The 21,881-nt window shown below is 60.2% G+C and carries 20 protein-coding genes and 2 pseudogenes; 14 read left to right on the forward strand and 8 right to left on the reverse strand.

The genetic code is table 11. From position 1 onward, the window contains the following. The first annotated feature begins 165 nt into the window (after positions 1–165). The 3 genes from BRAGE_RS51605 (at position 166) to BRAGE_RS48295 (ending at position 4,230) form a co-directional block, all read left to right on the forward strand. The gene (locus BRAGE_RS51605; protein ID WP_159073970.1) at positions 166–3,030 is read left to right on the forward strand and encodes a hybrid sensor histidine kinase/response regulator; all 2,865 of its coding nucleotides are present in this window, start codon (positions 166–168) and stop codon (positions 3,028–3,030) included. A gap of 126 nt (positions 3,031–3,156) precedes the next feature. Further along, positions 3,157–3,504, forward strand: coding sequence for a metallophosphoesterase family protein (locus tag BRAGE_RS57885; protein ID WP_430644511.1), 348 nt, complete (start codon positions 3,157–3,159; stop codon positions 3,502–3,504). 567 nt (positions 3,505–4,071) lie between these two features. Further along, positions 4,072–4,230: a hypothetical protein gene (locus BRAGE_RS48295; protein ID WP_245161727.1), complete on the forward strand. Its 159-nt coding sequence runs from the start codon at positions 4,072–4,074 to the stop codon at positions 4,228–4,230. Between the two features lie 141 nt (positions 4,231–4,371). On the opposite strand, the gene BRAGE_RS0110310 is transcribed toward BRAGE_RS48295, so the two are convergent. Further along, positions 4,372–5,592 (reverse strand): DUF1236 domain-containing protein, encoded by a 1,221-nt coding sequence (locus BRAGE_RS0110310; RefSeq protein WP_027563688.1) that lies wholly within the window; start codon positions 5,590–5,592, stop codon positions 4,372–4,374. 384 nt (positions 5,593–5,976) lie between these two features. Then, positions 5,977–6,189 (reverse strand): DUF6894 family protein, encoded by a 213-nt coding sequence (locus BRAGE_RS0110315; RefSeq protein ID WP_027563689.1) that lies wholly within the window; start codon positions 6,187–6,189, stop codon positions 5,977–5,979. A gap of 113 nt (positions 6,190–6,302) precedes the next feature. Between BRAGE_RS0110315 and BRAGE_RS48300 the strand changes: the two genes are divergently transcribed. Beyond that, positions 6,303–7,292 (forward strand): helix-turn-helix domain-containing protein, encoded by a 990-nt coding sequence (locus BRAGE_RS48300; RefSeq protein WP_051377798.1) that lies wholly within the window; start codon positions 6,303–6,305, stop codon positions 7,290–7,292. 155 nt (positions 7,293–7,447) lie between these two features. Beyond that, entirely contained in the window at positions 7,448–7,681 is a 234-nt protein-coding gene (locus BRAGE_RS57890) for a DUF6894 family protein (RefSeq protein ID WP_430642168.1), read from the forward strand. 672 nt (positions 7,682–8,353) lie between these two features. On the opposite strand, the gene BRAGE_RS0110325 is transcribed toward BRAGE_RS57890, so the two are convergent. The 4 genes and pseudogenes from BRAGE_RS0110325 to BRAGE_RS52660 all read right to left on the reverse strand — a co-directional run bounded on the left by BRAGE_RS0110325 (position 8,354) and on the right by BRAGE_RS52660 (position 11,481). Then, positions 8,354–8,968 (reverse strand): response regulator transcription factor, encoded by a 615-nt coding sequence (locus BRAGE_RS0110325; RefSeq protein ID WP_027563690.1) that lies wholly within the window; start codon positions 8,966–8,968, stop codon positions 8,354–8,356. After that, positions 8,958–10,670 carry a PAS domain-containing sensor histidine kinase gene (locus BRAGE_RS51610; RefSeq protein ID WP_159073971.1) on the reverse strand — a complete coding sequence of 571 codons (1,713 nt, stop codon included), beginning with the start codon at positions 10,668–10,670 and terminating at the stop codon, positions 8,958–8,960. The genes BRAGE_RS0110325 and BRAGE_RS51610 overlap by 11 nt, the downstream gene beginning before the upstream one ends. Before the next feature lie 228 nt (positions 10,671–10,898). Next, positions 10,899–11,150 (reverse strand): annotated as a pseudogene (locus BRAGE_RS57895) (response regulator transcription factor); the annotation flags it as partial. Between the two features lie 151 nt (positions 11,151–11,301). After that, on the reverse strand, positions 11,302–11,481 hold the full coding sequence (locus BRAGE_RS52660) for a LuxR C-terminal-related transcriptional regulator (protein ID WP_283808082.1): 180 nt from the start codon (positions 11,479–11,481) through the stop codon (positions 11,302–11,304). Between the two features lie 629 nt (positions 11,482–12,110). Here BRAGE_RS52660 and BRAGE_RS56765 point away from each other — a divergent pair. Further along, positions 12,111–12,268: pseudogene (locus BRAGE_RS56765) on the forward strand (Ku protein); the annotation flags it as partial. Positions 12,269–12,639: 371 nt separating this feature from the next. Here BRAGE_RS56765 and groL read toward each other — a convergent pair. Both groL and BRAGE_RS0110355 read right to left on the reverse strand, forming a co-directional pair. Then, entirely contained in the window at positions 12,640–14,292 is a 1,653-nt protein-coding gene (gene groL / locus BRAGE_RS0110350; RefSeq protein WP_027563691.1) for a chaperonin GroEL, read from the reverse strand. 86 nt (positions 14,293–14,378) lie between these two features. Continuing rightward, on the reverse strand, positions 14,379–14,693 hold the full coding sequence (locus tag BRAGE_RS0110355) for a co-chaperone GroES (RefSeq protein ID WP_027563692.1): 315 nt from the start codon (positions 14,691–14,693) through the stop codon (positions 14,379–14,381). 732 nt (positions 14,694–15,425) lie between these two features. Here BRAGE_RS0110355 and BRAGE_RS0110360 point away from each other — a divergent pair. The 8 genes from BRAGE_RS0110360 (at position 15,426) to BRAGE_RS0110395 (ending at position 21,877) form a co-directional block, all read left to right on the forward strand. Then, positions 15,426–16,160, forward strand: a complete 735-nt coding sequence (locus tag BRAGE_RS0110360) for a GntR family transcriptional regulator (protein ID WP_199820260.1) — start codon at positions 15,426–15,428, stop codon at positions 16,158–16,160. Between the two features lie 230 nt (positions 16,161–16,390). Beyond that, positions 16,391–16,873, forward strand: coding sequence for an ureidoglycolate lyase (locus BRAGE_RS48310; RefSeq protein ID WP_051377802.1), 483 nt, complete (start codon positions 16,391–16,393; stop codon positions 16,871–16,873). 12 nt (positions 16,874–16,885) lie between these two features. Next, a complete protein-coding gene (locus tag BRAGE_RS0110370) occupies positions 16,886–17,806 on the forward strand; it encodes an allantoinase PuuE (protein WP_027563694.1) in 921 nt (306 codons plus the stop codon). 20 nt (positions 17,807–17,826) lie between these two features. Then, the gene (locus BRAGE_RS0110375; RefSeq protein ID WP_051377804.1) at positions 17,827–18,699 is read left to right on the forward strand and encodes a substrate-binding periplasmic protein; all 873 of its coding nucleotides are present in this window, start codon (positions 17,827–17,829) and stop codon (positions 18,697–18,699) included. A 54-nt stretch (positions 18,700–18,753) separates the two neighbouring features. After that, positions 18,754–19,425, forward strand: a complete 672-nt coding sequence (locus BRAGE_RS0110380) for an amino acid ABC transporter permease (protein WP_027563696.1) — start codon at positions 18,754–18,756, stop codon at positions 19,423–19,425. A gap of 9 nt (positions 19,426–19,434) precedes the next feature. After that, a complete protein-coding gene (locus BRAGE_RS0110385; protein ID WP_027563697.1) occupies positions 19,435–20,106 on the forward strand; it encodes an amino acid ABC transporter permease in 672 nt (223 codons plus the stop codon). A gap of 2 nt (positions 20,107–20,108) precedes the next feature. Beyond that, positions 20,109–21,104, forward strand: a complete 996-nt coding sequence (locus tag BRAGE_RS48315) for an NAD-dependent epimerase/dehydratase family protein (protein WP_051395267.1) — start codon at positions 20,109–20,111, stop codon at positions 21,102–21,104. Beyond that, positions 21,101–21,877 carry an SDR family NAD(P)-dependent oxidoreductase gene (locus tag BRAGE_RS0110395; RefSeq protein WP_027563698.1) on the forward strand — a complete coding sequence of 259 codons (777 nt, stop codon included), beginning with the start codon at positions 21,101–21,103 and terminating at the stop codon, positions 21,875–21,877. The genes BRAGE_RS48315 and BRAGE_RS0110395 overlap by 4 nt, the downstream gene beginning before the upstream one ends. Positions 21,878–21,881: the final 4 nt, after the last annotated feature.

A 21,881-nucleotide genomic window follows, 5' to 3' on the forward strand; every position in this document is an offset into this window, starting at 1 on the left:
TCAAGACAGTGATGTCCTTTTCGCCAGCGCCCTCGAGAAGGCCCAGTGGGCAAGGACCTTCACCTAGGACGATCAGCTTGGCCGTCCAGCGGCGGCGAGATGGGTGCGCGCGATCGTACTTCAGGACGATGGTGCCCTGTTCGCCTGCACCCGCGAGAACGCCCAGTGGGCAAGGACCTTCTAGGACGATCAGCTTGGCCGACCAGTGGCGGCGAGATGGGCTCGCGCGTTCGCGCGTTCGATTGGGAGAAGACTCCGCTTGGGCCGATTGCCAGTTGGCCCCAGAGCCTCAAGACCACCATTGACCTCATGATGGCATCGCAACTCGCGATGAATCTGATCTGGGGTCCCGAGCGCATCCTAATCTACAATGAGGTCCATCGGGCGTTCATGGGGACGATGCATCCTCGTGCCTTCGGTCGACCGGGGCGCGAAGTCTGGGGCGAGGTATGGGAGGCGGCTGAAGAGGCGATCCACCGCCGTGTTTTCGCGGGCGAGACCGTTACGCTGGAAGACCATCCCTGGACGCTCCTGCGCAACTTCGGTCCTGAGGAAGCGTTTTTCACGACGTATTTTACGCCCATCCGCGACGAGACGGGCGCGGTCGTCGCCAATCTCGCCACTGCTTTCGAAACCACCAACGCCGTAAAGGAAAAGGCGGCGCGGGACCAGGCCGAACGGGCCTTGCGCAAGAGCGAAGCCAAACTGCGCGAGGTACTCGAAGGGATCGGCGAGGCCTTTTATGCGCTTGATCAGGATCAACGTTTTCTTTACGCAAGCCGCAAGGCACTCGAGATTTGGGACAAGAAGTCCGACGATTTGATAGGCATCCCGTTTCTCTCAGCGTTCCCGAACGCTGTCGGCGCGCCGGACTATGAGGCGCAGCGGCGCGCACTCGAGACAGGGACGGCGCAGCATTTCGAGAGCGCCTCGCCTTTGATTGGGCATTGGTTCGAGGTCGACATCTATCCAACCTCGACCGGTGTTTCTGTTGCGTTCCGAGACATCGATCGGCGTAAACAAGCAGAAGCGTTACTGCGGGACAGCGAAGCGCGGCTAAAGGCGGCAGTCGAACTAATCGGCTTATCGCCTTATTCTGGCGACCCTAGGACCGGCGCTCTCGACTGGGATGCACGCCTTAAGGCAATGTGGGGATTACCCGCTGACACCACCATCGACGCGCCGATGGCTGTCGCGGCCATACACCGTGACGACCAGGCTCGGGTCGCAGCGGCGTGGGAAGCCTCACTCGACCCCGATAGCGATGGCGTTTTCGTGGCCGAGTACCGTGTGCATGGAATCGAGGATGGCATAGAACGTTGGGTCTCTACCCACGCCCGAAATTTCTTTGAAGGCCGACAGCCGGTCCGATTCATCGGTGCCATACGCGAGATCACGGAGGAGAAGCATGCCGAGGCGCGTCTACGCGAGAGCGAAGCACGGCTGCAGGCGGCCGTCGATCTCGCGCGGCTCGGCCGCTATGCTTGGAATCCGCAAACCAATGAGTTGCAATGGGACGACACGTTGCGGGCAATGTGGGGCCTGGCTGCAGGCGCCCCTGTCGATTACGAGGTGTGGAGGGCCGGCGTGCATCCAGACGATCTTGCACGTGTCGAGGCTGCGGTCCAGCGGTGCGTCGACCCGCGGGGTGATGGGGTCTGCGATATCGAGTACCGGGTCATCGGAAAAACGGACGGCGTGGAACGCTGGATCGCGACGCGCGGGCGGACCAATTTCGAGAACGAGGCGCCTGTTGCGTTTTTCGGTATCGCCCTGGAGGTCACCGAGCGCAAACGTATTGAAGAGAGGTTCGAGCGCCGCATTGAAGACCGGAGGCGCGAACTGGAGGAGGCCAACCAGCAGCTCCGCTCTCAAATGGAGAAACGTAAGTTTGCCGAAATCGAGGTCCAGCAGCTGCAGCGGCTCGATGCGATCGGGCAGATCACGTCAGGCGTGGCGCACGATTTCAACAACCTACTCGCAGTCGTACTCACCAATGCGCGTCTGCTCGCTCGCACAATGGAACGCCCTGACGACCGGGAAGGCGTCGAACTCATCCGGACCGCTGCTGACCGGGGCAGGAAGCTCGTTGCGCAACTCCTCGCCTTTTCGCGGAAACAGAAACTTGCACCCCACGAGGTCGATCTAAACAGCGAGATCGCCGAAATCGGCGATCTGCTCGGCGCCACCTTGGGCGGGACGGTGCAACTCAAAACGATATTTGCTCCGGATCTCTGGCCCGCTCTGGTCGATCCAAACCAAATCGAGATGATCGTTCTCAATCTCGCCATCAACGCCAGGGACGCGATGCAGCCGGGCGGCACGCTCACCATCGAGACGTTCAACACCGTCATCGAAAGCGAGTCCTTCCGGCCGGAAGAGCCGTCGCCGGGAGACTACGTGGTTCTCGCCGTCAAGGATACCGGCACCGGTATCCCAGACGATATCCTGCTGCATGTGTTCGAGCCTTTCTACACGACGAAAGAGCCAGGAAAGGGCTCTGGCCTCGGATTGGCGCAAGTCTTCGGTTTTGCCAAACAGTCCGGTGGTGGCGTGCGTATTGAGACTCGCCTCGATCAGGGCACTGCGGTGAAGGTCTTCTTGCCTCGCGCGGGGGGCGACAATGATGATCACCATGCGGACACCGTTGATGCGAGCAAGCGTCTGCAGGCCACCAAGAGATTTCGTGTTCTGGTCGTAGATGACGAAAAGGCTGTCCTGAGGTCCATGGTTAGGATGCTCGATGTTCTCGGATATGCAACGGTGTCGGCGGAGAGCGGCAGCGAAGCGCTTCGCATGCTCGCAAGCAATCAGGAAATAGATCTCGTTCTCTTGGATTTCGCCATGCCGGAAATGAGCGGCGGCGAGCTTGCGAAAGCGATCCGTGCGATGCGGCCAACTTTGCCAGTCATCCTTATCACCGGCTATTTGGATCGCGCCGTCCTGAATGAGTTAAACGACTTGCGAATTATTTTGAAGCCGTTCACGGAAGACGACCTAGTTAACGCGATCGGCGCCGCACTAAAATAGGGCGAGCTTCTGATGTCGTTGATGACCCCGTCGCGTCATTTCGCTGCGACGCGGAATTTGATCGCTATCGGGGCATAGCTGGGGATTAGAATCATCTCGGACACCCATGGCCTGCTCGGCCCGAGGCTGGTCGATGGCTGGCCAAAGTGGCGCATATCATCCACGCCGGTATGTTGGTCGCGTGGACGTTCTCGAGGACTGCGTCGGATTGCGCCCGTCACCGCAATCAGAGGAAAGATCGATACAGGTGAGTGGGCAAAAAATGATCCGGATACTCAGATCGTACGGCTGGGCGGGCGAAGCTTCTACGTCTTGCACGATCTTCAGGAACTGCAATTCCACCCTGCAAGGCGCGGATTTGACGTGGTCATTTCAGGCCACTCGCATCGACCACGGATCGAAACTATTGACAGGATCCTCTACCTGAACCCAGCAAGCGCCAGCCGCCCGTCACATTGGCGACTCTGGAACTGACCGCGAGCGGCTTCAGCCCACCATTCACGAGCTTAGTTGCGCCAACTGATCGCACAAACGGCGCGACTTAATTTCGGGAGCTTGTCGAACACCAGCTCACTTCGGCTGCTAAAGCGCTGGCGGAGGCGGGGCAGGGGCATTCGGTGGGCAAGCTCGTACTCGTTGCTGACTGAATATTTCCGCCGCGTTCTCGCAGCGTTCAATCGACCCCAACTCTGATGCGGCGATATACGAGCGAGAGGAGCCAAGGCACCTGGGTCCAAGGGCAAGGACGGGTTTCTCAAGGTGATTGTGCGGTTGAAAGTTTTCCACGTGAGTCTAACTGAGACGAGAGGTCGATCGGGAGTCTTTTCGAGCGAACACGAAAGGCCACCCAAGCGGCACCCACCATCCTTGTAGGCGACTTCGGCGCTTTGGGTTGCCCGTGATTTTCTGCCGGCACTGAGCTGGACCGGGGTAATTGCAATCAGCACTTGGCTGTAGGCGTTCATCATCCTCGGGGATTCCGCCGAGTACATCGCCAAGCTGCCCAAGGCGGAACTTACCCTGCCGGACGGGCAAGCCGCCATGGAGGCGCTGATCCTGGCGGCGGAGAGCGGCGGGCCCGGTGATGCTGGCGCGGATCGGCGTCATGCGGCCTTGAACCACAACCAAGTCCGCAAATTCAATCCGACGCAAAAGGATCCGCACTGGGGCCGGCGCAACTCAAGAGGAATCATCCATTGACCGTTTTCGTCTATGTCAACATCAGCAAGCCGGCCGGCGAAATCAACCACCAGGGTATTTTCAAGCCGGGATGCCGCAGAACCGTGCAGCCCTAACCCGACCCTCTCCCCGTGAAGAACGGGGAGAGGGGAACAGCCAGGCTCAGTCGATCACCTGGACGACCTTCTGCTGCTGCGGGTCAACCAGCACCACCTCGTCGCCGATGGCGAGATAGCGGTAGTTGGCGAGCTCCGGATGGTTACGCGCCAGCTCTTCCGGCACCGGCTGCAGCGACAGACAGTTCGACGCGGAGGTTCCGCCTCCGCCGGCCGAAGGCGAGGTCGAGCCGACCGTAGTCGAAGAGCTCCGCACCAATTCTCTGAACCGCCTGCGCGTGTCATCGCTGATGACGACACGATCGCGGCCGTAAGCGGCCGCCCCGCTGTAACCCGGTCCGTCGTCGAGAATATCGACAACCTCGCGCCGCCGCGGATCGATAATGGCAACGCGGTTGTCGATCACCGTGTACTCATAGTCCCGGTATTGCGGCATGATCCGCACGATATCGGGCGGCAACCGGCGCGCCTGCACGCCCTGCGGCAACCGCGCGCCGACAGTGACCTGGACATTGAGATTCTGGCTGGTGGCAGTCCTGTCACGCCGCAGCTGATCGACGACTTGCCTGCGCTGATCGTCGTTGAGCGCGGCCGAGGAAGTCTGACGGTTCGATTGGTCCGGCGCTTGGCCGGTCTTCTGGGTCTGTGTGTTGTCGGCCGGCCGCGCGCTCTGCTGCGGCGAGGACGTGGAGGGCCGGGCGGCCTGATCGCGTTGCTCCTTGCGATCGCGATCGATCTGCTGCTGGGTCTGCTTCGTATCGGCCGGTCTGGTGGCGTCCTGCGCGCGGTCCTGCTTGGGTTGACCCTCGCGGCCCCGCAGCTTTTCCTCAGCCTGTTGCTTCTGGTCGGCAGCCGTGGCATCGCGGCCCTGCTGCAGGTCCTTCTGCTGCGCCGTGCTCGAGGGCGCGCGCTCGCTACGGCTGGGCTGATCCTGGCTCTGCCGGGTCGGCTCCTTGGTCTCGCGGCCCTGCGGCTTCTGCGCCTCCTTGCTGCGCTCGGCCGGCGACGGGGCCTCACCGCGCTGCATGTCCTGGGCGACGCCCTTCGGCTCGGACTGCGCGCGCTCCTTGATGCGATCAGCCGCGCCGCCGCGATCCATCTCCTTCGACTGGGCGGCTGGATGGTCCATTTCCCTAGACTGAGACGCCGGTGACTGGGCGCGGGGACTCTCCTCGCGCTTCTGCGAACCTTCCGGCGATTGCGCAATGGCGGCACCGGCGCCAATCACCAACGCCATCGCCGTCGTGTAAAGCCAATTAATCCTCATGGGAGAATCTCCTGTTGGTTTTCCCCGTCCGTCTCGGATTCGGCAAACTAGCTTGCCGCGTTTGGTTCCAACATGACGACGGTCAACCGGGCCGAGGCGCGAAATCCCGGGCAAGTGGCTGGTTCTCGATACATCGAGGACCGGCAAGAGGCTGCCCGATGGGGTCCGCCTAGAGGAGCTGCGCCCAGTCTTCATGACTATGGTCACGCGAACGGCGATCGAAATCAGCCGGGATCCTTCCGCTCGGATCGAGGCGGTCAATGACGAAGGCGAGATCCGAACTTCAAAAGGCGATGGGTGATATTGATGTCCAAACGCAACTTGCTCAACGGGCTGTCGGCTGACGGTGCCGTAAGAACAAGAGGCCTTTCCCGGTCTTGACGGTTAAGATGGCACAACGACCGGCATTCGGGCAATTTCGTTGCCGACTTCATCGACAGCAAGGACGTGGAATCCGTGGTAATCACTGCCTTCGGCAAGCTCAGCGGCGATCACGGACGCGTGAAGTCTCGCTGCCAAAGCGTCTGGCAAGACAGTGCCCGTTTCGTCCTCGAACGTCTTTCCGTTGCCCGAGACATGAAAAAAGAAGTACGGCATTCTCAAAGTTTCAGTTACCGGTATCGGAAGGCGAATCTTAATTCCGTTTTCCGACTCCAGGATCGGCCGTGTCGGCTTAGACCTTCGGCTGTCTGGGCGGATGGAGATGCCACGTGAAAACCGTCTTCTCAACCCAAGAGGTACATCCCCGGGAAAGATTCGATTGCTGGCACAGCGTCGCCTGCAAAGAGATCGCGAACCATAGTTCAGAGCCGGACATGCGCCCGAACTTTGAAGCTGAGATCGAGGTGGGCGGGCTCGGCAATTTGGAGCTTATTCTGTTCCGCAATTCACCGATGCAGGTTTGGCATACTGCAGCGCACGCCTCCTGCGCGAAGTCGGACCATTTGTTTGTGTGCCACCAGTTGTCCGGCGGGACCACACTTGAGCAGGATACCCGTGAGGTCACGTTGGATGCTGGCTGTCTGACGCTGTTAGACCCTTTGCTGCCCTACAAAGGAAAGTTCTTGCGGAACTCCAAAATGCTTGTCGTCAAGGCTCCGCGTCGCGAGTTGGAAGCGCGACTCGGCAAGACGCGGGATATGGTGGCGCACCTAATAAAGCCCAATACGGCACAGGATCGGCTGACTTCCGCGGTGACCGCCCTATTGCCTTCATTGGCGAGAGAGACGAGTTCCATAAGCGATAGCATAATCGGAAGCGATGTCCTCGACTTGATCGCGGTGTCGCTCGCCAGAGCGATCGAAGGTGGCCGTCCCCGCGTATCCTCCGCGAAAGCTCTTGTATTGTTGAATATCCGCGCGGCTATCGAAGCAAGCCTAACTGACCCAAAGCTCGATCCGCGCGCTATAGCTGATGCCGTAGGCGTCAGCGTGCGATACGCGAATCAGGTTCTTGCTGAACAGGGAACGTCGCTCACACGTTTAGTGCTGGCGAGGCGACTTGCACGATGCCGCAGTGCGCTTGAAGATCCCACCCAGGCAAATCGTATGCTTAGCGAAATTGCTTATGGTTGGGGATTTCGCGACCTCACTCATTTTGGGCGCCGGTTCAAGCAAGCGTACGGAATTCTACCAAGCGAAGCTCGGGCCGGCTTGAAGGGCGAAAGAAGCTTAGGCGAGCAATCTAGGATCGAATTGTAGCCCGTGCGCCGTAAGAGGCACGCAGTCCACTTTCACTACAAGGACTACTTTAAGGCTGACCTACTACAGAATCTCTGACCGAACTTAGCGACTGATTTGCGGTTGTCAGCCAAAAAAAATTTTGGAACGAAAGCTGACCCTCCTGATTCTTTGTTATGGCTCGATTTTACTTCCATCGATATGTGAACGGCCAGGCGGTAATAGATCAGAAGGGCGTAGTGCTTGATGATGACGGCGCAGCCTGCACTTACGCAGTGCGCCGCATGCCAAGCGCGCTTAGACGAGCTCTTGGCCAGGAACGACCTGACGTTCACGCGGCGACAGAAATTTCCAACGGCACAAGAACTCTCTATGTTATCAGGGGGAAAATCATGGTGGAGAGGAGGTAGACTGTCGTCTATCCATTAGCCTCGACCAACCGCGCCGCATTTTCTACGCGCTCATCCTGCCACACTTACTCGACTAACGATGCATCACCCGCCTGTACAGCCTGCTTGCTACATCAACGGCCTGTTACAAGACGTGTGACGACGGCTGAGATCGGTAAGATCCCGCAACCCATTACGCCTTAGCGAGACGTTCATGCTAGCGAGGCTGAAGATCTTAGCACAGCGATGATTTCCGGCACGAAGCAAAGAGGAGTGGCTTCTCCCCCTCCTGTCGAACAAGATCACTCGGCGGAATTGATAGCTGTCAATGAAACGGACCTCGTGAGGTTTTATAGCCACTTCGAACTCAGCGGGCGGAAAGTCTGAGTAGCTTCCTCAAAAGCTTGGCATTCAGGGCGCAGGTATCATAAGCGGCAGGGCTCATAGTGGCTGCCGGTGCGCCGAAAAAACAGTTGCTCAGCGTGATGTCCCGACGCTTCAACTAGGGATCGGCCTATTGCCGGCAATTCGGCTTTCGCACGCCGATAGCCGTCGAGCGGCATTTCATCGCCCTTGCAGGCGAGCGGACTGTTAAGTTCCTGAACCGTAGTGCTGGAGAACCGCATGAGCGAAAGCTAGATGGCGATGGCAGCTTAAGCTCCGAATTTGTCTTCTTACCGCATTTGCCGCGGATCAGCCAGGCTTAAGCCTCGCCATGATGCCGAGCCGGATGGCTTCTGAGAGCTGGCGTACTTGAAGCCGATCCATCATGCGCGCGCGATGTACTTCAACGGTGCGCACGCTGAGGCCGAGCTCGTATGCAATCAACTTGTTGGGACGACCGGCCATCAGCCCGTCAAGAACGTCCCGTTCGCGTGGGCTGAGGCTTGCCACCCGCAGGACTGCGTCGGCGCCCTCACGAGCGCCCGCGATCTGGAGCTCCTTAGTGAATGTCGCCTCGATAGCCCCCAGCAACGCATGATCGCTGTACGGCTTTTCTAGGAAATCGCTGGCGCCCGCCTTCATCGCTCGGACTGCCGTTTGGACGTCGCCCTGAGCGGTAACGATAATGACCGACAGGTCGCTCCGCATCCGGGCCAATTGTGCCTGGACTTCCAGCCCGTTCATGTCCGGCAGACGGACGTCAAGCAGCACGCATGCAGGTTTGAACCCCATGGCGGCTGCCAAGAACTGATCCGCTCTCTCGAAGGTAACCGGTTCGAAATTGGCGGAACTCAATAGACGTTCCAGCGAACGAAGCACGGCTTCGTCGTCGTCGAGAACGTAGACGGTTCGTTCAATTGACATCGCCTACACCATCGCACGGAATGGTGAAGCGGAAGCTGGTGCCGCCTGCCTTTGACTCTGCCGTCAACTGTCCGCCATGCGTTTCGATAATCAAGCGTGAAATTGACAGGCCGAGTCCCATCCCATTGTGCTTGCTTGAAACAAACGGCTCGAAAAGCCGGTGGGCTATATCCTCGCTGATTCCGGGTCCGACGTCAGCGACTGTAACCTCGATCATTCCATCGCCTACTACTCTTGTCGCCAGGGAAACTTCGCGCTGTTCCTGATCTGCCATCGCTTCAAGCGCATTGCGAATGAGATTTACCAGGACCTGTTGTATTTGGACCCGACTTACAAATGCGTGCGTGGCTCTAGCGTCTAGTTCAAACTTGAGGTTTGCCCCGGGCGGAGCAGCACTGCTCAACGCGAGCTCGCCGGCTTCCTCAATCATCAAGGACAATATTTCAATTCGTCGTTCCTCCTCGTCTGGTCTGACGAATTGGCGGTGCCTCCGGAGGATTTCGCTTGCTCGAAGCGCCTCGGCAGCCGCTTCGCTCGCAACGTCTTGCGCTATCGCGAGGCTGGCGCGGTCTGTGCGGTTCAGAAGCCGCTTTGCCGCATTCATCGAGTTGATGATAGCTGTGAGCGGCTGTGAGAGTTCGTGGGCAATCGACGCTGCCATCTGGCCAGCTGCCGTGAACCGCGCCATGCGAAACATTTCGTCGCGTAATTTCCGGAGGCGGAGATCTGATTGCTCACGTTCGAATTTTTCCGCCATGAGCTTTTTGTGTGCCGCGGCCAGTTCGATTGTTCGCTGCTCCACGCGTCGTTCGAGAGTTTCATTGAGGTGGCGCGATTCTGCCTCGGCATGATTCTCCAAGCTGAGATCGCGGCTAACGGTTGCGACGTTCATCGGTTGCCCGGTTCGCGGATCGTCGATCCTGAAGCAATCCACAAGGAAAGGAATCGGGAGTCCGGATCCGAAGTGCACAAGATCGAGTTCTCCTTTCCATTGACCTGTACGCAGCACCAAGGGCCAAATCGTTTTCCGGACGACCTGCCGGTTTTCGCGTGATACGAAGTCGAGTACCCGAAGTCGCAATGCATCGTCGGACGTGGCGAGACCCACCGATTGTAGGCCCGCCGGGTTGACGTATTGAATATGACCGCTCAACGAGGCAATGCTTATAAAGTCAGTCGATCGCTGCGCCAGCACGGTGAATCGTCTCTTATCGGCATCGCCCAACCAGTGCTGGAACGCGATCGCCACTTGATTAGCCCCGATAGTCAGCAGCAACCGTTCCGTTTGGGTTGGAAACGTGGCGCGAAAGGAGCCGGCAGCAAGCACAGCGTACTCGCTCAGCCCGATTGGTGCGGTTGCGACCTGCAGGTTGCGGCCGCTGGATCCGTTGGCGACGATAAACCCTCGATCGTCGCCAAATGCCGTTCTTTCGCGCTTCAGCACGGTCCGTACATGATCCACACTTGCAGGGTCCAAGTCAGGATCGCAGCGGAGCAGCTCCGTGAGGCGAGTGTTATCATTCTGCAGGATAATGAGGACAAAGTCAGCGCGGAGCATCGTGAATAGCGCGCCGGCGATGCTGTCGCAGATCCGCCGCAAATCATAGTTTCGCCACGTCTTCGGAAGCATCGAAAGGGCGGCAACGTCGCGCATACAACGCCGCAACTCGTCAGGATCTGCAAGGGGATCGGTCCACGGCATTGTTCTGGCCTCGCAGCGACCCGGATGAATTTGATACCGATTTTGCGAGGCCGGCAACCCGCAAAAATGGTGATGTAAGCCCATGCGGGATGGTCGACGCATTGACGGCTGTCAAAATGCCAATATCTGGGCATAGGGCGGTCGGCCACCGGTTCCCAGAGAACCTTGTGCGCGAGATCGGCGGCGTCGAGTCGGGCGAAGAGCGGAGCTTGCAGGAACCGCCTTATGTCAGCGCCGAAGAGATCTTCTTGAACAACTCGGCGAAGGGCTTCTGAAGTATCTTATCATCGTCAAACTCAGAAAGAATCTCGGCAATGCGGCACCCGGTAACGAGGATAACTGGCAAAGCAGGGTGTTGATGCGGATGATCCGCATGAGTTCGACGCCCGACATTTCGGGCAGGGCAAGGTCCGTAAGAACGACGTCGACCTTTAGGCCAGTGCGGAGCAACTGAAGCGCTTCGGCGCCACTGGACGCCGCGAGGGTCTCAAAATCTAGGCATTAGCGGACAGGTTGGCGAGCAACCAGTTGGGTCACCAGACTTTGGATGCGTTCATCGATCCGTTCCATGCATTTTCTCTGACTCAAAGCGGCCCTTGCGGATCGGATCGTCGGAGAGTTTACACGTGCACTATCCCTTAGGTGTGTAGAGTCTCGACATGATTCTCAAACGAAGGGCTTGCACGAGCTGGCGCGCCAAGCCGTCCATCATACGCGCGCGGTGAACTTCGACCGTCCGCACGCTGAGGCCGAGATTGTACGCAATCACCTTGTTGCAGTGACCGTCCATCAACCCGTCAAGCACCTCCAGCTCGCGCCGACTGGTCCAGCTCTACGCCTTCGACATTCTCGCGGGCGACGGCGACGACTTCCGCCGCCTGCCGCTGAAGATGCGCAAGCCGCACCTCGCCCGGCTGTTGGCGCGGCGCCCCGAGGGAATTTTCGAGCTGTACAGGCCGAAGCTGCCAAGTCGCTCGCCGACATGGTTCGCGACGCACTGCACAACTTCCCGCCCGCGACGGGTCGGCAAGACATGGCTATCGCGGCCGGCCGTCCCGGACCGGCTCAAATGCTCATCGCGAGCTCGATCAGCTTGCGGGCGGCAATTTCCGGGTCGGCGAAAGTACTTCATCAGTCAATTTCAACTTCAGTGGTCCCCAGCCCCCAGACAGATACCGGAGTAGTGGCGGCGATTCTTGCGGCCGGCAAGCCTTGGAACATCTGGACCACACCTCTATTTAAGCGACATGACTTCCGTGACCGCGCGGAGGAGTTCCGGGCGAAGGCGGCCAATTGCGAGCACGATCAAGTCAAGCAAACACTTCGCAGGGTGGCAGGGAGCTACGCAAGCGAACTAGGTCAGTGACCTAATCTGCCAGCACGGATGCCCTAAGGCGTGAACTCATAAGCGCTGCCGGAGATCAACGCGTTGATGCATGCTCTACGCGTACCATCGAGATCGACGAGTTCGTTCACCGTAGCGAGATCGACACCCGCGGTACCTGATCCGCCCCTATTACTTGCGACCAGATGGAAAGGTCGGGGCTGTGATCCGAGGGACCATTCCGGAGATGAACAAGGTCGCTATCGGGCGGGTCCACGACCAGCATCCCCGACCACCTGCTTCATTCCAAAGCAGGCAGCGCAACAGACCAACCTACAGAGGGTCAATTTTGGACGCCGATCCCCCGGCTTAGGGGGCAATATGCAGGCCGAATGACACGCCGGGCCGGGTTTGTGAAGCAAAAATTGAATAAAGGTCGCAGAACAGGAGGGGCAGGGTTCGATCGATCGCAAGACGGCGTCTGCTGCTATCGCTGCGGAAAGAACATGTCCGAATTGCGCGCCTTCGCTGAACTGCCGGGAAATAGTTCCCGTTGCGCCAGCGTTGGACCCCGGCTGACTGCCGGGAAATCAGCAAAGGCCCGACATCGCTGCCGAGCCTTCTGTTGAGTTCTGAATGTCGGACTTAGAAGTCCATACCACCCATACCACCCATGCCGCCGCCTCCGGGAGGCATGCCACCCGCGCCGGTGTTCTTCTTTGGCAGTTCGGCCACCATGGCTTCGGTGGTGATCAGGAGCGCTGCGACGGACGCCGCGTTCTGGATCGCCACACGAACCACCTTGGTCGGATCGATGATGCCCTTGGAGACCAGATTGCCGTATTCGCCGGTCTGCGAATCGAAGCCGTAGGCGTACTGATCCTTTTCGAGGATCTTGCCGACGATGACCGAGCCATCCTCGCCGGCGTTGATCGCAATCTGGCGGGCCGGGTAAGACAGCGCCTTGCGCACGATCTCGACGCCGGTCTTCTGGTCATCATTTTTGGTGCGAATGCCCTTGAGGTGCTCGGAAGCACGGAGCAGCGCAACGCCGCCGCCCGGCAGGATGCCTTCCTCGACAGCCGCGCGGGTCGCATGCATCGCGTCATCAACGCGGTCCTTGCGCTCCTTCACCTCGACCTCGGTCGCGCCGCCGACGCGGATCACCGCGACGCCGCCCGCGAGCTTGGCGAGACGCTCCTGGAGCTTCTCACGATCGTAGTCCGAGGTGGTCTCCTCGATTTGCGCCTTGATTTGCGCCACGCGCGCCTCGATGTCGGCCTTCTTGCCGGCGCCGCTGACGATCGTGGTATTCTCCTTGTCGATCATCACCTTCTTGGCGCGACCGAGCATGTTGAGCGTGACGTTCTCGAGCTTGATGCCGAGGTCCTCCGAGATCGCCTGGCCGCCAGTCAGGATCGCGATGTCCTGCAGCATGGCCTTGCGGCGATCGCCGAAGCCCGGAGCCTTGACGGCCGCGACCTTCAGGCCGCCGCGCAGACGGTTGACGACCAGGGTCGCGAGCGCTTCGCCTTCGACGTCTTCGGCGATAATGATAAGCGGCTTGCCGCTCTGCACCACGGCTTCCAACAAGGGAAGCAATTCATTCAGTTGAGATAGCTTTTTCTCATTGATCAGGACGTAGGCATCATCCATTTCAACGCGCATCTTTTCGGCGTTGGTGACGAAGTAGGGCGAGATATAGCCGCGGTCGAACTGCATGCCCTCGACAACTTCGAGTTCGGTCTCGAGCGACTTGGCTTCCTCGACGGTGATGACACCCTCGTTGCCGACCTTCTTCATGGCGTCCGAGATGAACTTGCCGATCTCCGCATCGCCGTTGGCCGAGATAGTGCCGACCTGGGCGATCTCCTCGTTCGAGGTGACCTTCTTGGAGTTCTTGACGAGGTCGGCGACCGCGGCCTCCACAGCCATGTCGATACCGCGCTTCAGATCCATCGGGTTCATGCCCGCGGCAACCGACTTGGCGCCTTCACGGACGATCGCAGCCGCCAAGACGGTCGCAGTGGTAGTGCCATCGCCAGCCGCGTCAGCGGACTTTGAGGCGACTTCGCGCACCATCTGGGCGCCCATGTTCTCGAACTTGTCGTCGAGCTCGATTTCCTTGGCGACGGTGACGCCGTCCTTGGTGATGCGGGGAGCGCCGAACGACTTGTCGAGCACGACGTTGCGGCCCTTCGGGCCGAGCGTCACTTTCACCGCATTGTGGAGGATGTCGACACCGCGGAGCATGCGGTCGCGGGCATCGACGCCGAATTTGACTTCTTTGGCTGACATATTGGGTTTCCCTGAGTTTTTACTTGCGTCTCACCCTTTGAGGCGCCGGCAGGCACTCCTCAGGGGTGAGCGGCGCGAGCGGTGGACTAGGCGGCCTTCTTCTTGGAAGCCACCTCGGTGAGAACGCCCATGATGTCGCTCTCCTTCATGATCAGCAGTTCCTGGCCGTCGATCTTGACCTCGGTGCCTGACCACTTGCCGAACAGCGCGCGATCACCGACCTTCAAGTCGATCGGGATCAGCTTGCCGGCCTCGTCGCGGCCACCGGGGCCAACGGCGACGACTTCGCCCTGGGAGGGTTTTTCCTTGGCAGTGTCGGGAATGATGATGCCGCCTGCGGTCTTCTCTTCTGCGTCGATGCGCTTGACCACGACGCGGTCGTGAAGGGGACGGAATTTCATGGTCTCCTCCTATTTTTCCAGTTGCGTTCATTTTCGATGAAATAGCAATCGAAGCCAGCAAGTGCTAACCACTCCGAAAATAAGCTGGCCTGGCCGGCATACAAGACAAAACCACGAAGGATTGCACTAAGGGCATAGGGGCCGTTAGCACGTGCGGTAAGCCATTGTTAAAGCCTGAAAGATCCGCTGAATGCCAGCCGTGGTTGAGAGCGAAGAGTCTGGTCGACTCGTGAAGCGAATTTCGCGTTCCTCTCCCTACCGACTTGCCTGTGTTGAGGGCCGGAGGAGAGAGTTTGTTTCCGGTCTCTTTCCCTCCAGCAAAAAAAGCATTTGAAAACATGTGCGGCACTGCCGGGGACGGCTGATCGAGCAAAGGTTATCTGGGACTGATGCTCTGCAAATTGGCGAGCGGACGGTCCCAGTGCCAATTTACTCAGCTAACACGCTGCCTGTGGCTGATCGTACATGCCAGCGGTATCCCGCGCGGATACGCCAGGTTCATCGCAAAGCCAGAGTCAAGACCGTCCGTCTTGCCTAACTCTTGCAAGCCATTCATTTCAGCAATATGCACGGTTCTTGGGCAGCAGTTCCGGCGGAAGCATCCTGTCGCGGTGCAGCGGCAAGCGTCGGATGTCCCATCACGGTGCGGGATAAGCCGCGAACGCGAAGCACCTCGACAAGCCGCAGTTGCATGACTACCGATCTGCCAGACCAGTGTCCCGAGGAATGAACGTGACGAAGTCGACCGCGCGCAAGCCCCATTCCGCAACAAACGTCCTGCGCGCGTCTGCGGCGGAGGCGCCGAAGCGTCTGCGGTCGGATGGTAACGTCACCGAAACGACCTATCGAAAGCTTCTGGACTTGATTGAATCGCGGCAGCTTACGCCGGGCGAGGTCATCGAGGAGCGACGGCTTGCGCTTCGCCTCAAGGTGTCGCGCACTCCGCTACGTGCCGGGATCAGCCGTCTGCTCGGCGAGGGCAGGCTGGAGCAGCTTTCGAATGGCTCGGTGATCGTGCGCAACATCGGTATCGCCGAGCTCCTCGAGTTGATTCATCTGCGCCTCATTCTGGAAAGCGAGGCGGCCTCGCTTGCTGCAACGCGTATTGGCCTTGATGTGCTGCAACCGATCAAGGCCAGCCTGGAGAAGATCCTGTCCACCGCCGAGGTCACCAAAGCCAAGCACTGGACGCTGGATGACGAGATTCACGACCAGATTGCGAGCCACTGCGGCAATCGCTCTCTCGCCACGCTGATCGGAGAGACCCGCCGCAAGATCAGGATGTGCAATGTGGAGCGCCGTCCCGAGCGGTTGTTGCCCGCGTGTCGCGAACACCTCGCGATCGTCGATGCCATCATCAAGCGAGACGCAGTAGTGGCGCGCCACGCGATGATCCAGCATCTGACCAACGTCCGCCAGGGGATGTTGGAAACGTTCGGGATTTTCTTGCCCGACGGCCACGGCTGAATGCTGCCGCTGTCAGTTCGCCGACCTGCGCTGGGCTATTCCGGGTCCGCCGCATTCCGTCCCGGCCTCTCACTCTCGATTGCTGCCCTGCGTTGAGGTCACGCCTCGCGCCCTTGACACGGCGGTACCTCTAAGCTCCAATGGTATACCACTGGTATTACTAGCCGGTGAGTGTCATCTGCATCGTTGGCTGTACCAGAGCTTCAATGAACCATTCTCCTTCGTACACAGTGTCGCTCGAGCCGCTGGCCGCCGAGACCTTTAGTCCTTTCGGCGACGTGGTCTCGCGCCCGACCGGTGAGCGACGGCGTTACCTTCCGACGATGCTGAACCGCGCCGACGAGGCGCAAACATTCTCACTCTGGATCAGCGGCGCGGCCGCGGTCGGACAGCTCCCGCTGCCGCTGACCACTCTGGAGCGGCATCCTTATTCGGCGCAGACTTTCGTGCCGCTAGGTTCCGCGCGCTATCTGGCCATCGTCTGCGCAGCGACGCCGGACGGCGGTCCCGACCTGGCGACGCTGCGCGGATTCATCGCCGGTCCCGACCAGATCGTCACTTACGCGCGTAATGTGTGGCATCATCCGATGACCGTGCTTGACGCCCCTATGGAATTCGCGGTGGCGATGGGTGTGACGGGTCAGCAGAACGATGACGTCTTCTGCAGTCTCGATGCCGCCGTCACCATCGTTATGCCGCCGACAGCTTCGTAAGAGGTAACGGTCATGACCGCGCAAGCCGACCAGGATCGCGATTTCATCGGTTATGGACGCAATCCGCCGGATCCGAGGTGGCCCGGCGCCGCTCGCGTCGCGCTCAACATCTGCGTCAATTACGAAGAAGGATCGGAGGCTTCGTTTGCCGATGGCGACGGCGTCACTGAGACGGCGCTGACGGAGGGCGGCGGGGGAGGCTTTGACGGGCGCGATCTCGCTGCGGAATCGATGTTCGAGTATGGCAGCCGCGTCGGTTTCTGGCGGCTGATCCGGTTGCTCTCAGAGCGCGGCATGACGGCCACCGTCATGGGGTGCGCCCTTGCGCTGGAGCGCAATCCGGAAGCGGCAGCGGCCATCCGCGAGCATGGATACGATGTGTGCGCCCACGGCTGGCGCTGGGAGCGACATCAACATCTTGGCGAGGATGAGGAGCGCGAGCGGATCCGCAGGACAGTGGCAAGTCTGGCCCGGACGATTGGCGAGCGACCACTCGGTTGGTATTGCCGCTACGGCGCGGGAGTGAACACCCGGCGGCTGGTGGCCGAGGAGGGGGGCTTCCTCTACGATTCCGACGCCTACAATGACGAGTTGCCCTACTGGATCACGGTCGGCGGCAAGCCGCACCTGGTCGTCCCCTATGGTCTGGTCAACAACGACGCCAAGTTCATCCGTGGAGCGATGACGACCGCCGACGACTTCTTCGTCTATCTGAAGGATGCCTTCGACATGCTCTATGTCGAAGGCGCGACCGCGCCGAAGATGATGTCGGTAGGCCTCCACACCCGGATCGTCGGCCATCCGGGCCGGGCCGCGGGCCTCGCGCGCTTTCTTGACCACGTCGCCACGCGTGACGCGGTGTGGGTGTGCCGACGCGCCGACATTGCCCGCCATTGGATTGCCACCCATCCCGCACAACCCCGAAAGTCTTGATCCATGGAAGGACCCGACCGATGACACTCCGATCGAAGCTTCTTGCAATCACGCTGATCATGGCCGGGGTCCAGGTCGCGGGCTGGATCGAGGCTCGTGCCCAGGAGGCAGATCACCCATCCGACAAGCCGCTGGTTGTCGCGTCCGATTTCGGTGTCGCACCGTGGATGGTGCGAGGCACGAACGGTCCTGAAGGCTTCGGCGTGGATCTGATCAACGAGATCGGTAAAGAGCTTGGCCGCCCGAAGGTCGAGATCGTGGATATCAACTTCTCCGGGCTATTTGCGGCTTTGTTTGCCAAGCGGGTCGAATTCCTGGTCAACCCGCTGAATCTGACCGCCGAACGCTCCGAGCGGATGCTCTATACCGAACCGCTATTCACCACTGGAAACGGCTTTCTGGTTCGTACCGCCGACGAGATGAAGAGCTTTGACGATCTCAAGGGCAAGGCGGTGGCGGTGAACCGCGGCACCATCTCGGACACCTGGGCAACCGCGAATGCAGAGAAGTACGGATTCGAGGTGCAGCGCTATGACACCTTTCCGGACAGCGTGCAGGCCGTGCTGACGCGGCGCGCATTCACTGCGCTGAACGAAATCCCCACAACTGTATATGCCGCCAGCCAGAACAAGGCGATCAAGGTTGGCTACAAGGACTTCAATGGGCGCAACTTCGCTTATGCGTTCCGCCTGGAGGACACCGAGTATCGTAACAAGGTCGAGAACGTGATCGAATGCATGAAACTCGACGGGCGGCTGCGCAAGCTGCACGAGAAGTGGTACGGGGCCGCTCCGGATGCCGGCTCGGCGATCGAGACAGTGTATTTCGGCTACGGGCCTCCCGGCTTCAAGGGCTTCGAACCCGCCGCCCACATTCCGGCCTGCAAGAAGTAGAGGGCACCACAGCCGGATCGCAAGAGCGGTCCGGCGGCCACACGGTGACAGCCGATGGACCGTATTCTCGAGTACTATTTCAATCCGAAGGTCATCGCGCTCGCGTTTCCGGACGTACTGGCGGGCTTTCGCGTGACGGTTGCCGTCGCGATGCTGATTATTCTGTTCGGCATCGCGATGGGGCTGCTGCTGGCGTTGCTGCGTTGTGCTAACCTGCGGCCGTTGAATGCGTTGATCGTTGTTTACGTAGACGTACTGCGGACGCTGCCGCAACTCGTCATCATTGTGTTTATCTATTTCGGCCTGCCTTATGTGGGGCTCACCCTCTCGCCGTTCGTGACCACGGTGCTGTCGCTGGCGATGGTGCTGTCGGCGTTCAGTAGTGAGATATTCTGGTCGGCCATCATGGCGGTGCCCCGCGGACAGTGGGATGCCGCGAGCGCGCTCGGGTTTGGGCGGGTGCGTACGTTGCTGCAGATCATCCTGCCTCAGGCCTTCCGGCTGTCGGTGCCGCTTCTGACCAACCGGGCGATCTCGATCAGCAAGGGCACTGCGCTGGGCACCGCCGTGTCGTTGCCGGAGACGCTGGGGCAGGCGCAGAGCGTAACTGCGATGGTCGCAAACCCCTCGCCACTGACGCTCGCCGCGGCCTTCTATGTGCTGTTTTTTCTGCCGCTCGTGGTCGCCAGCCGCTGGATCGAGTGGCGATCAGCGCAGGGACGATGAGGGAAGACCATGCAGGCGCTGCTGGACAATTTTGCCGACATCGACGCGCTGATGCGGGTCTATCCGCTGCTGCTGCAGGGTGTACTTTACACCGTCACCCTGGCGTTGGTGGCTCTGCCGCTCGGCCTCCTGCTGGGCCTCTCCATCGCCGTGGCCTATAGTTTCCATCATCGCTGGCTGAACGTTGCCCTGCTGGTCTATATTGATGTCTTCCGGGCGTTTCCGGTGGTCGTGCTGCTAATTCTGGCGTTCTACGGCCTGCCGTTCCTCGGGTTGACCCTGGGCGGTTTTGCTGCCGCCGTTCTTGCGATCGTGCTCAACAACTCCGGCTACTATGGCGAGATTTTTCGTGCGGGCATCGAGTCCGTGCCTCGCGGCCAGTACGAGGCGGCGCGCGCGCTGGGCTTCAAGCCTTTGCATGTCGTGCTCTACATTGTCCTGCCGCAGGCCGTACGCAATGTGCTGGCGCCGCTGGCCAGCAATTCACTGGAGCTGGTCAAGACCACCTCGATCGGTGCGTTGGTCGCTTTACCCGAGCTGCTGCGCTCGGCGCGTGTCGCTCAGGAGCAGACCTATAATCCGACGCCGCTGATGGCGGCTGCGGTGATCTTCTTCGTCTTGCTGTATCCGATTGCGCGTTGGGTCGCGCGTTTGGAGCGGCGGGCCCTGGCGGCACGGTAGTCATGGCCACGCTGATCACGGGTGGTGCCGGATTCATCGGACTTGCGCTGGCAGAGCATTTGCTTGCCGCAGGCCAGCGCGTCGTACTGTTCGACTTACCGGCGGCTCCGACTGAGCTGATGGCGCGCCCCGAGCTTGCGGGCGCGGTCTATGTCAGCGGCGATGTTACTGACGAGGCCGATCTCGACGCTGCGCTCGCGACCGCGTCCATCGACTGCGTGATTCACGCGGCCGCCGTGACGCCGAATGAGCAGCGTGAACGCACCGATGCTCGCCGGATTGTCGATGTCAATGTCGGCGGTACCGTCAACCTGATGGAGCGCGCGATCGGGCATGGCGGAATCCGGCGTATCGTTGTGGTGAGTTCTGTTGCCGTCTACGGTTTTTCTGCTCCGACCGTGTCCGGCTGTTTTGAGGAGGCGGTCAGCCATCCGGCGCCCTCCGCACTCTACGGTATCAGCAAGCTTGCGGCGGAACAGGCGGCGATCAGGATCGCGCATCTCCACGGCTGCGACACACGAATCGTCCGACTCGGCCCGGTCTATGGTCCTTGGGAATTGCCAACCCCGGTGCGAGATGCGCTTAGCCCGCACTACCAGGTTCTGCAGGCACTACGGTCTGGTCACGAGGCGGTGCTACCGCGTGCGATGCGCGCCGACTGGATCTACTCGCGTGATGCCGCCGCCGGTATCGCTGCAGTCGGGATGGGTGTGGCCCTCGACCATGCGATCTATCACGTCGGTGGCGGATGCGTGTCAGACCTGCCGAACTGGTGTCGAACGTTGGCGGCTCACTTTCCGGAGTTCCGTTGGCGATTTGCCGCATCGGGTGAGACCGCTGGCATTGTCTACAACCTGCCTGCCGATCGCGCGCCATTGAGTATCGCGCGACTTACCCGCGACACCGGCTTCAGCCCGGCCTTTCCGGTTGGCGAAGCGGCCGCTGACTATTTATCTTGGATAGGACTTAACGGTAGGGCTTCCGGCGGAGCGTCATGACCCGGCGACTACTTGGCAAATCGATCGTGATCACAGGGGCATCGTCCGGTATTGGGCGCGCGATCGCGTTCCGCTTTGCTGCCGAAGGAGCGCGGCTGGTTCTGGCCGATGTCACAACCGACGTGCGTGAAGGCGGTGTTCCAACCATCGATCGGCTGCGGGCAGCCGGGCACGAGGCAGAGTTCATCCGCACTGACGTGTCGTCGGAAAGGGAAACTCAGGAGGCGATTGCGCTGGCGGTGCAGACGTTCGGGCGGCTCGATGGTCTCGTTAACAATGCGGCCATCGGGATAGGCAAGCCCTTGCTCGAGACCAGCCTTGACGAGTGGAACCGCGCCTTTGCCGTCAATCTCACCGGCGTGTTTTTGATGAGCAAGGTGGCCGTTGCAGCAATGCTGAGGCAGGAGGCGCGCAACGGCGTGCGCGGCCGTATTGTCAATATCTCGTCCCAGCACGGCATGATCGCCTGCCCGGAGGATATCGCCTATGGCACTTCGAAGGCCGGTGTCGTCTACATCACACGGCAAATCGCCGCCGACTATGCGCGGCATCATATCATTTGCAATGCGGTGGCGCCCGGCAAGATCGTAACGGGCAAGCCGGGGCGCGCCGCAGAAGCGCGCTGGATAGACTACTCACGCAGCCGCACGCCGATGCCGCGCCTGGGCGTACCCGACGACGTTGCTGCGGCCGCGCTGTTTCTGGCCTCGGACGATGCAACTTTCATCACTGGTGAGAACATTCTCGTCGATGGCGGCTGGATGGCCGCGTGAGTTC

It is taken from the genome of Bradyrhizobium genosp. SA-4 str. CB756, assembly GCF_000473125.1.
Lineage (GTDB): Bacteria > Pseudomonadota > Alphaproteobacteria > Rhizobiales > Xanthobacteraceae > Bradyrhizobium > Bradyrhizobium arachidis.

Bases quoted from the DNA above. Each gene is read 5' to 3' on its own strand.
- BRAGE_RS48295 (WP_245161727.1), top strand. From the start codon at position 4,072: ATGGAGGCGCTGATCCTGGCGGCGGAGAGCGGCGGGCCCGGTGATGCT.
- BRAGE_RS0110310 (WP_027563688.1), bottom strand. From the start codon at position 5,592: ATGAGGATTAATTGGCTTTACACGACGGCGATGGCGTTGGTGATTGGC.
- BRAGE_RS0110315 (WP_027563689.1), bottom strand. From the start codon at position 6,189: ATGCCGTACTTCTTTTTTCATGTCTCGGGCAACGGAAAGACGTTCGAG.
- BRAGE_RS57890 (WP_430642168.1), top strand. From the start codon at position 7,448: ATGGCTCGATTTTACTTCCATCGATATGTGAACGGCCAGGCGGTAATA.
- BRAGE_RS0110325 (WP_027563690.1), bottom strand. From the start codon at position 8,968: ATGTCAATTGAACGAACCGTCTACGTTCTCGACGACGACGAAGCCGTG.
- BRAGE_RS51610 (WP_159073971.1), bottom strand. From the start codon at position 10,670: ATGCCGTGGACCGATCCCCTTGCAGATCCTGACGAGTTGCGGCGTTGT.
- groL (WP_027563691.1), bottom strand. From the start codon at position 14,292: ATGTCAGCCAAAGAAGTCAAATTCGGCGTCGATGCCCGCGACCGCATG.
- BRAGE_RS0110355 (WP_027563692.1), bottom strand. From the start codon at position 14,693: ATGAAATTCCGTCCCCTTCACGACCGCGTCGTGGTCAAGCGCATCGAC.
- BRAGE_RS0110370 (WP_027563694.1), top strand. From the start codon at position 16,886: ATGACCGCGCAAGCCGACCAGGATCGCGATTTCATCGGTTATGGACGC.
- BRAGE_RS0110375 (WP_051377804.1), top strand. From the start codon at position 17,827: ATGACACTCCGATCGAAGCTTCTTGCAATCACGCTGATCATGGCCGGG.
- BRAGE_RS0110380 (WP_027563696.1), top strand. From the start codon at position 18,754: ATGGACCGTATTCTCGAGTACTATTTCAATCCGAAGGTCATCGCGCTC.
- BRAGE_RS0110385 (WP_027563697.1), top strand. From the start codon at position 19,435: ATGCAGGCGCTGCTGGACAATTTTGCCGACATCGACGCGCTGATGCGG.
- BRAGE_RS48315 (WP_051395267.1), top strand. From the start codon at position 20,109: ATGGCCACGCTGATCACGGGTGGTGCCGGATTCATCGGACTTGCGCTG.
- BRAGE_RS0110395 (WP_027563698.1), top strand. From the start codon at position 21,101: ATGACCCGGCGACTACTTGGCAAATCGATCGTGATCACAGGGGCATCG.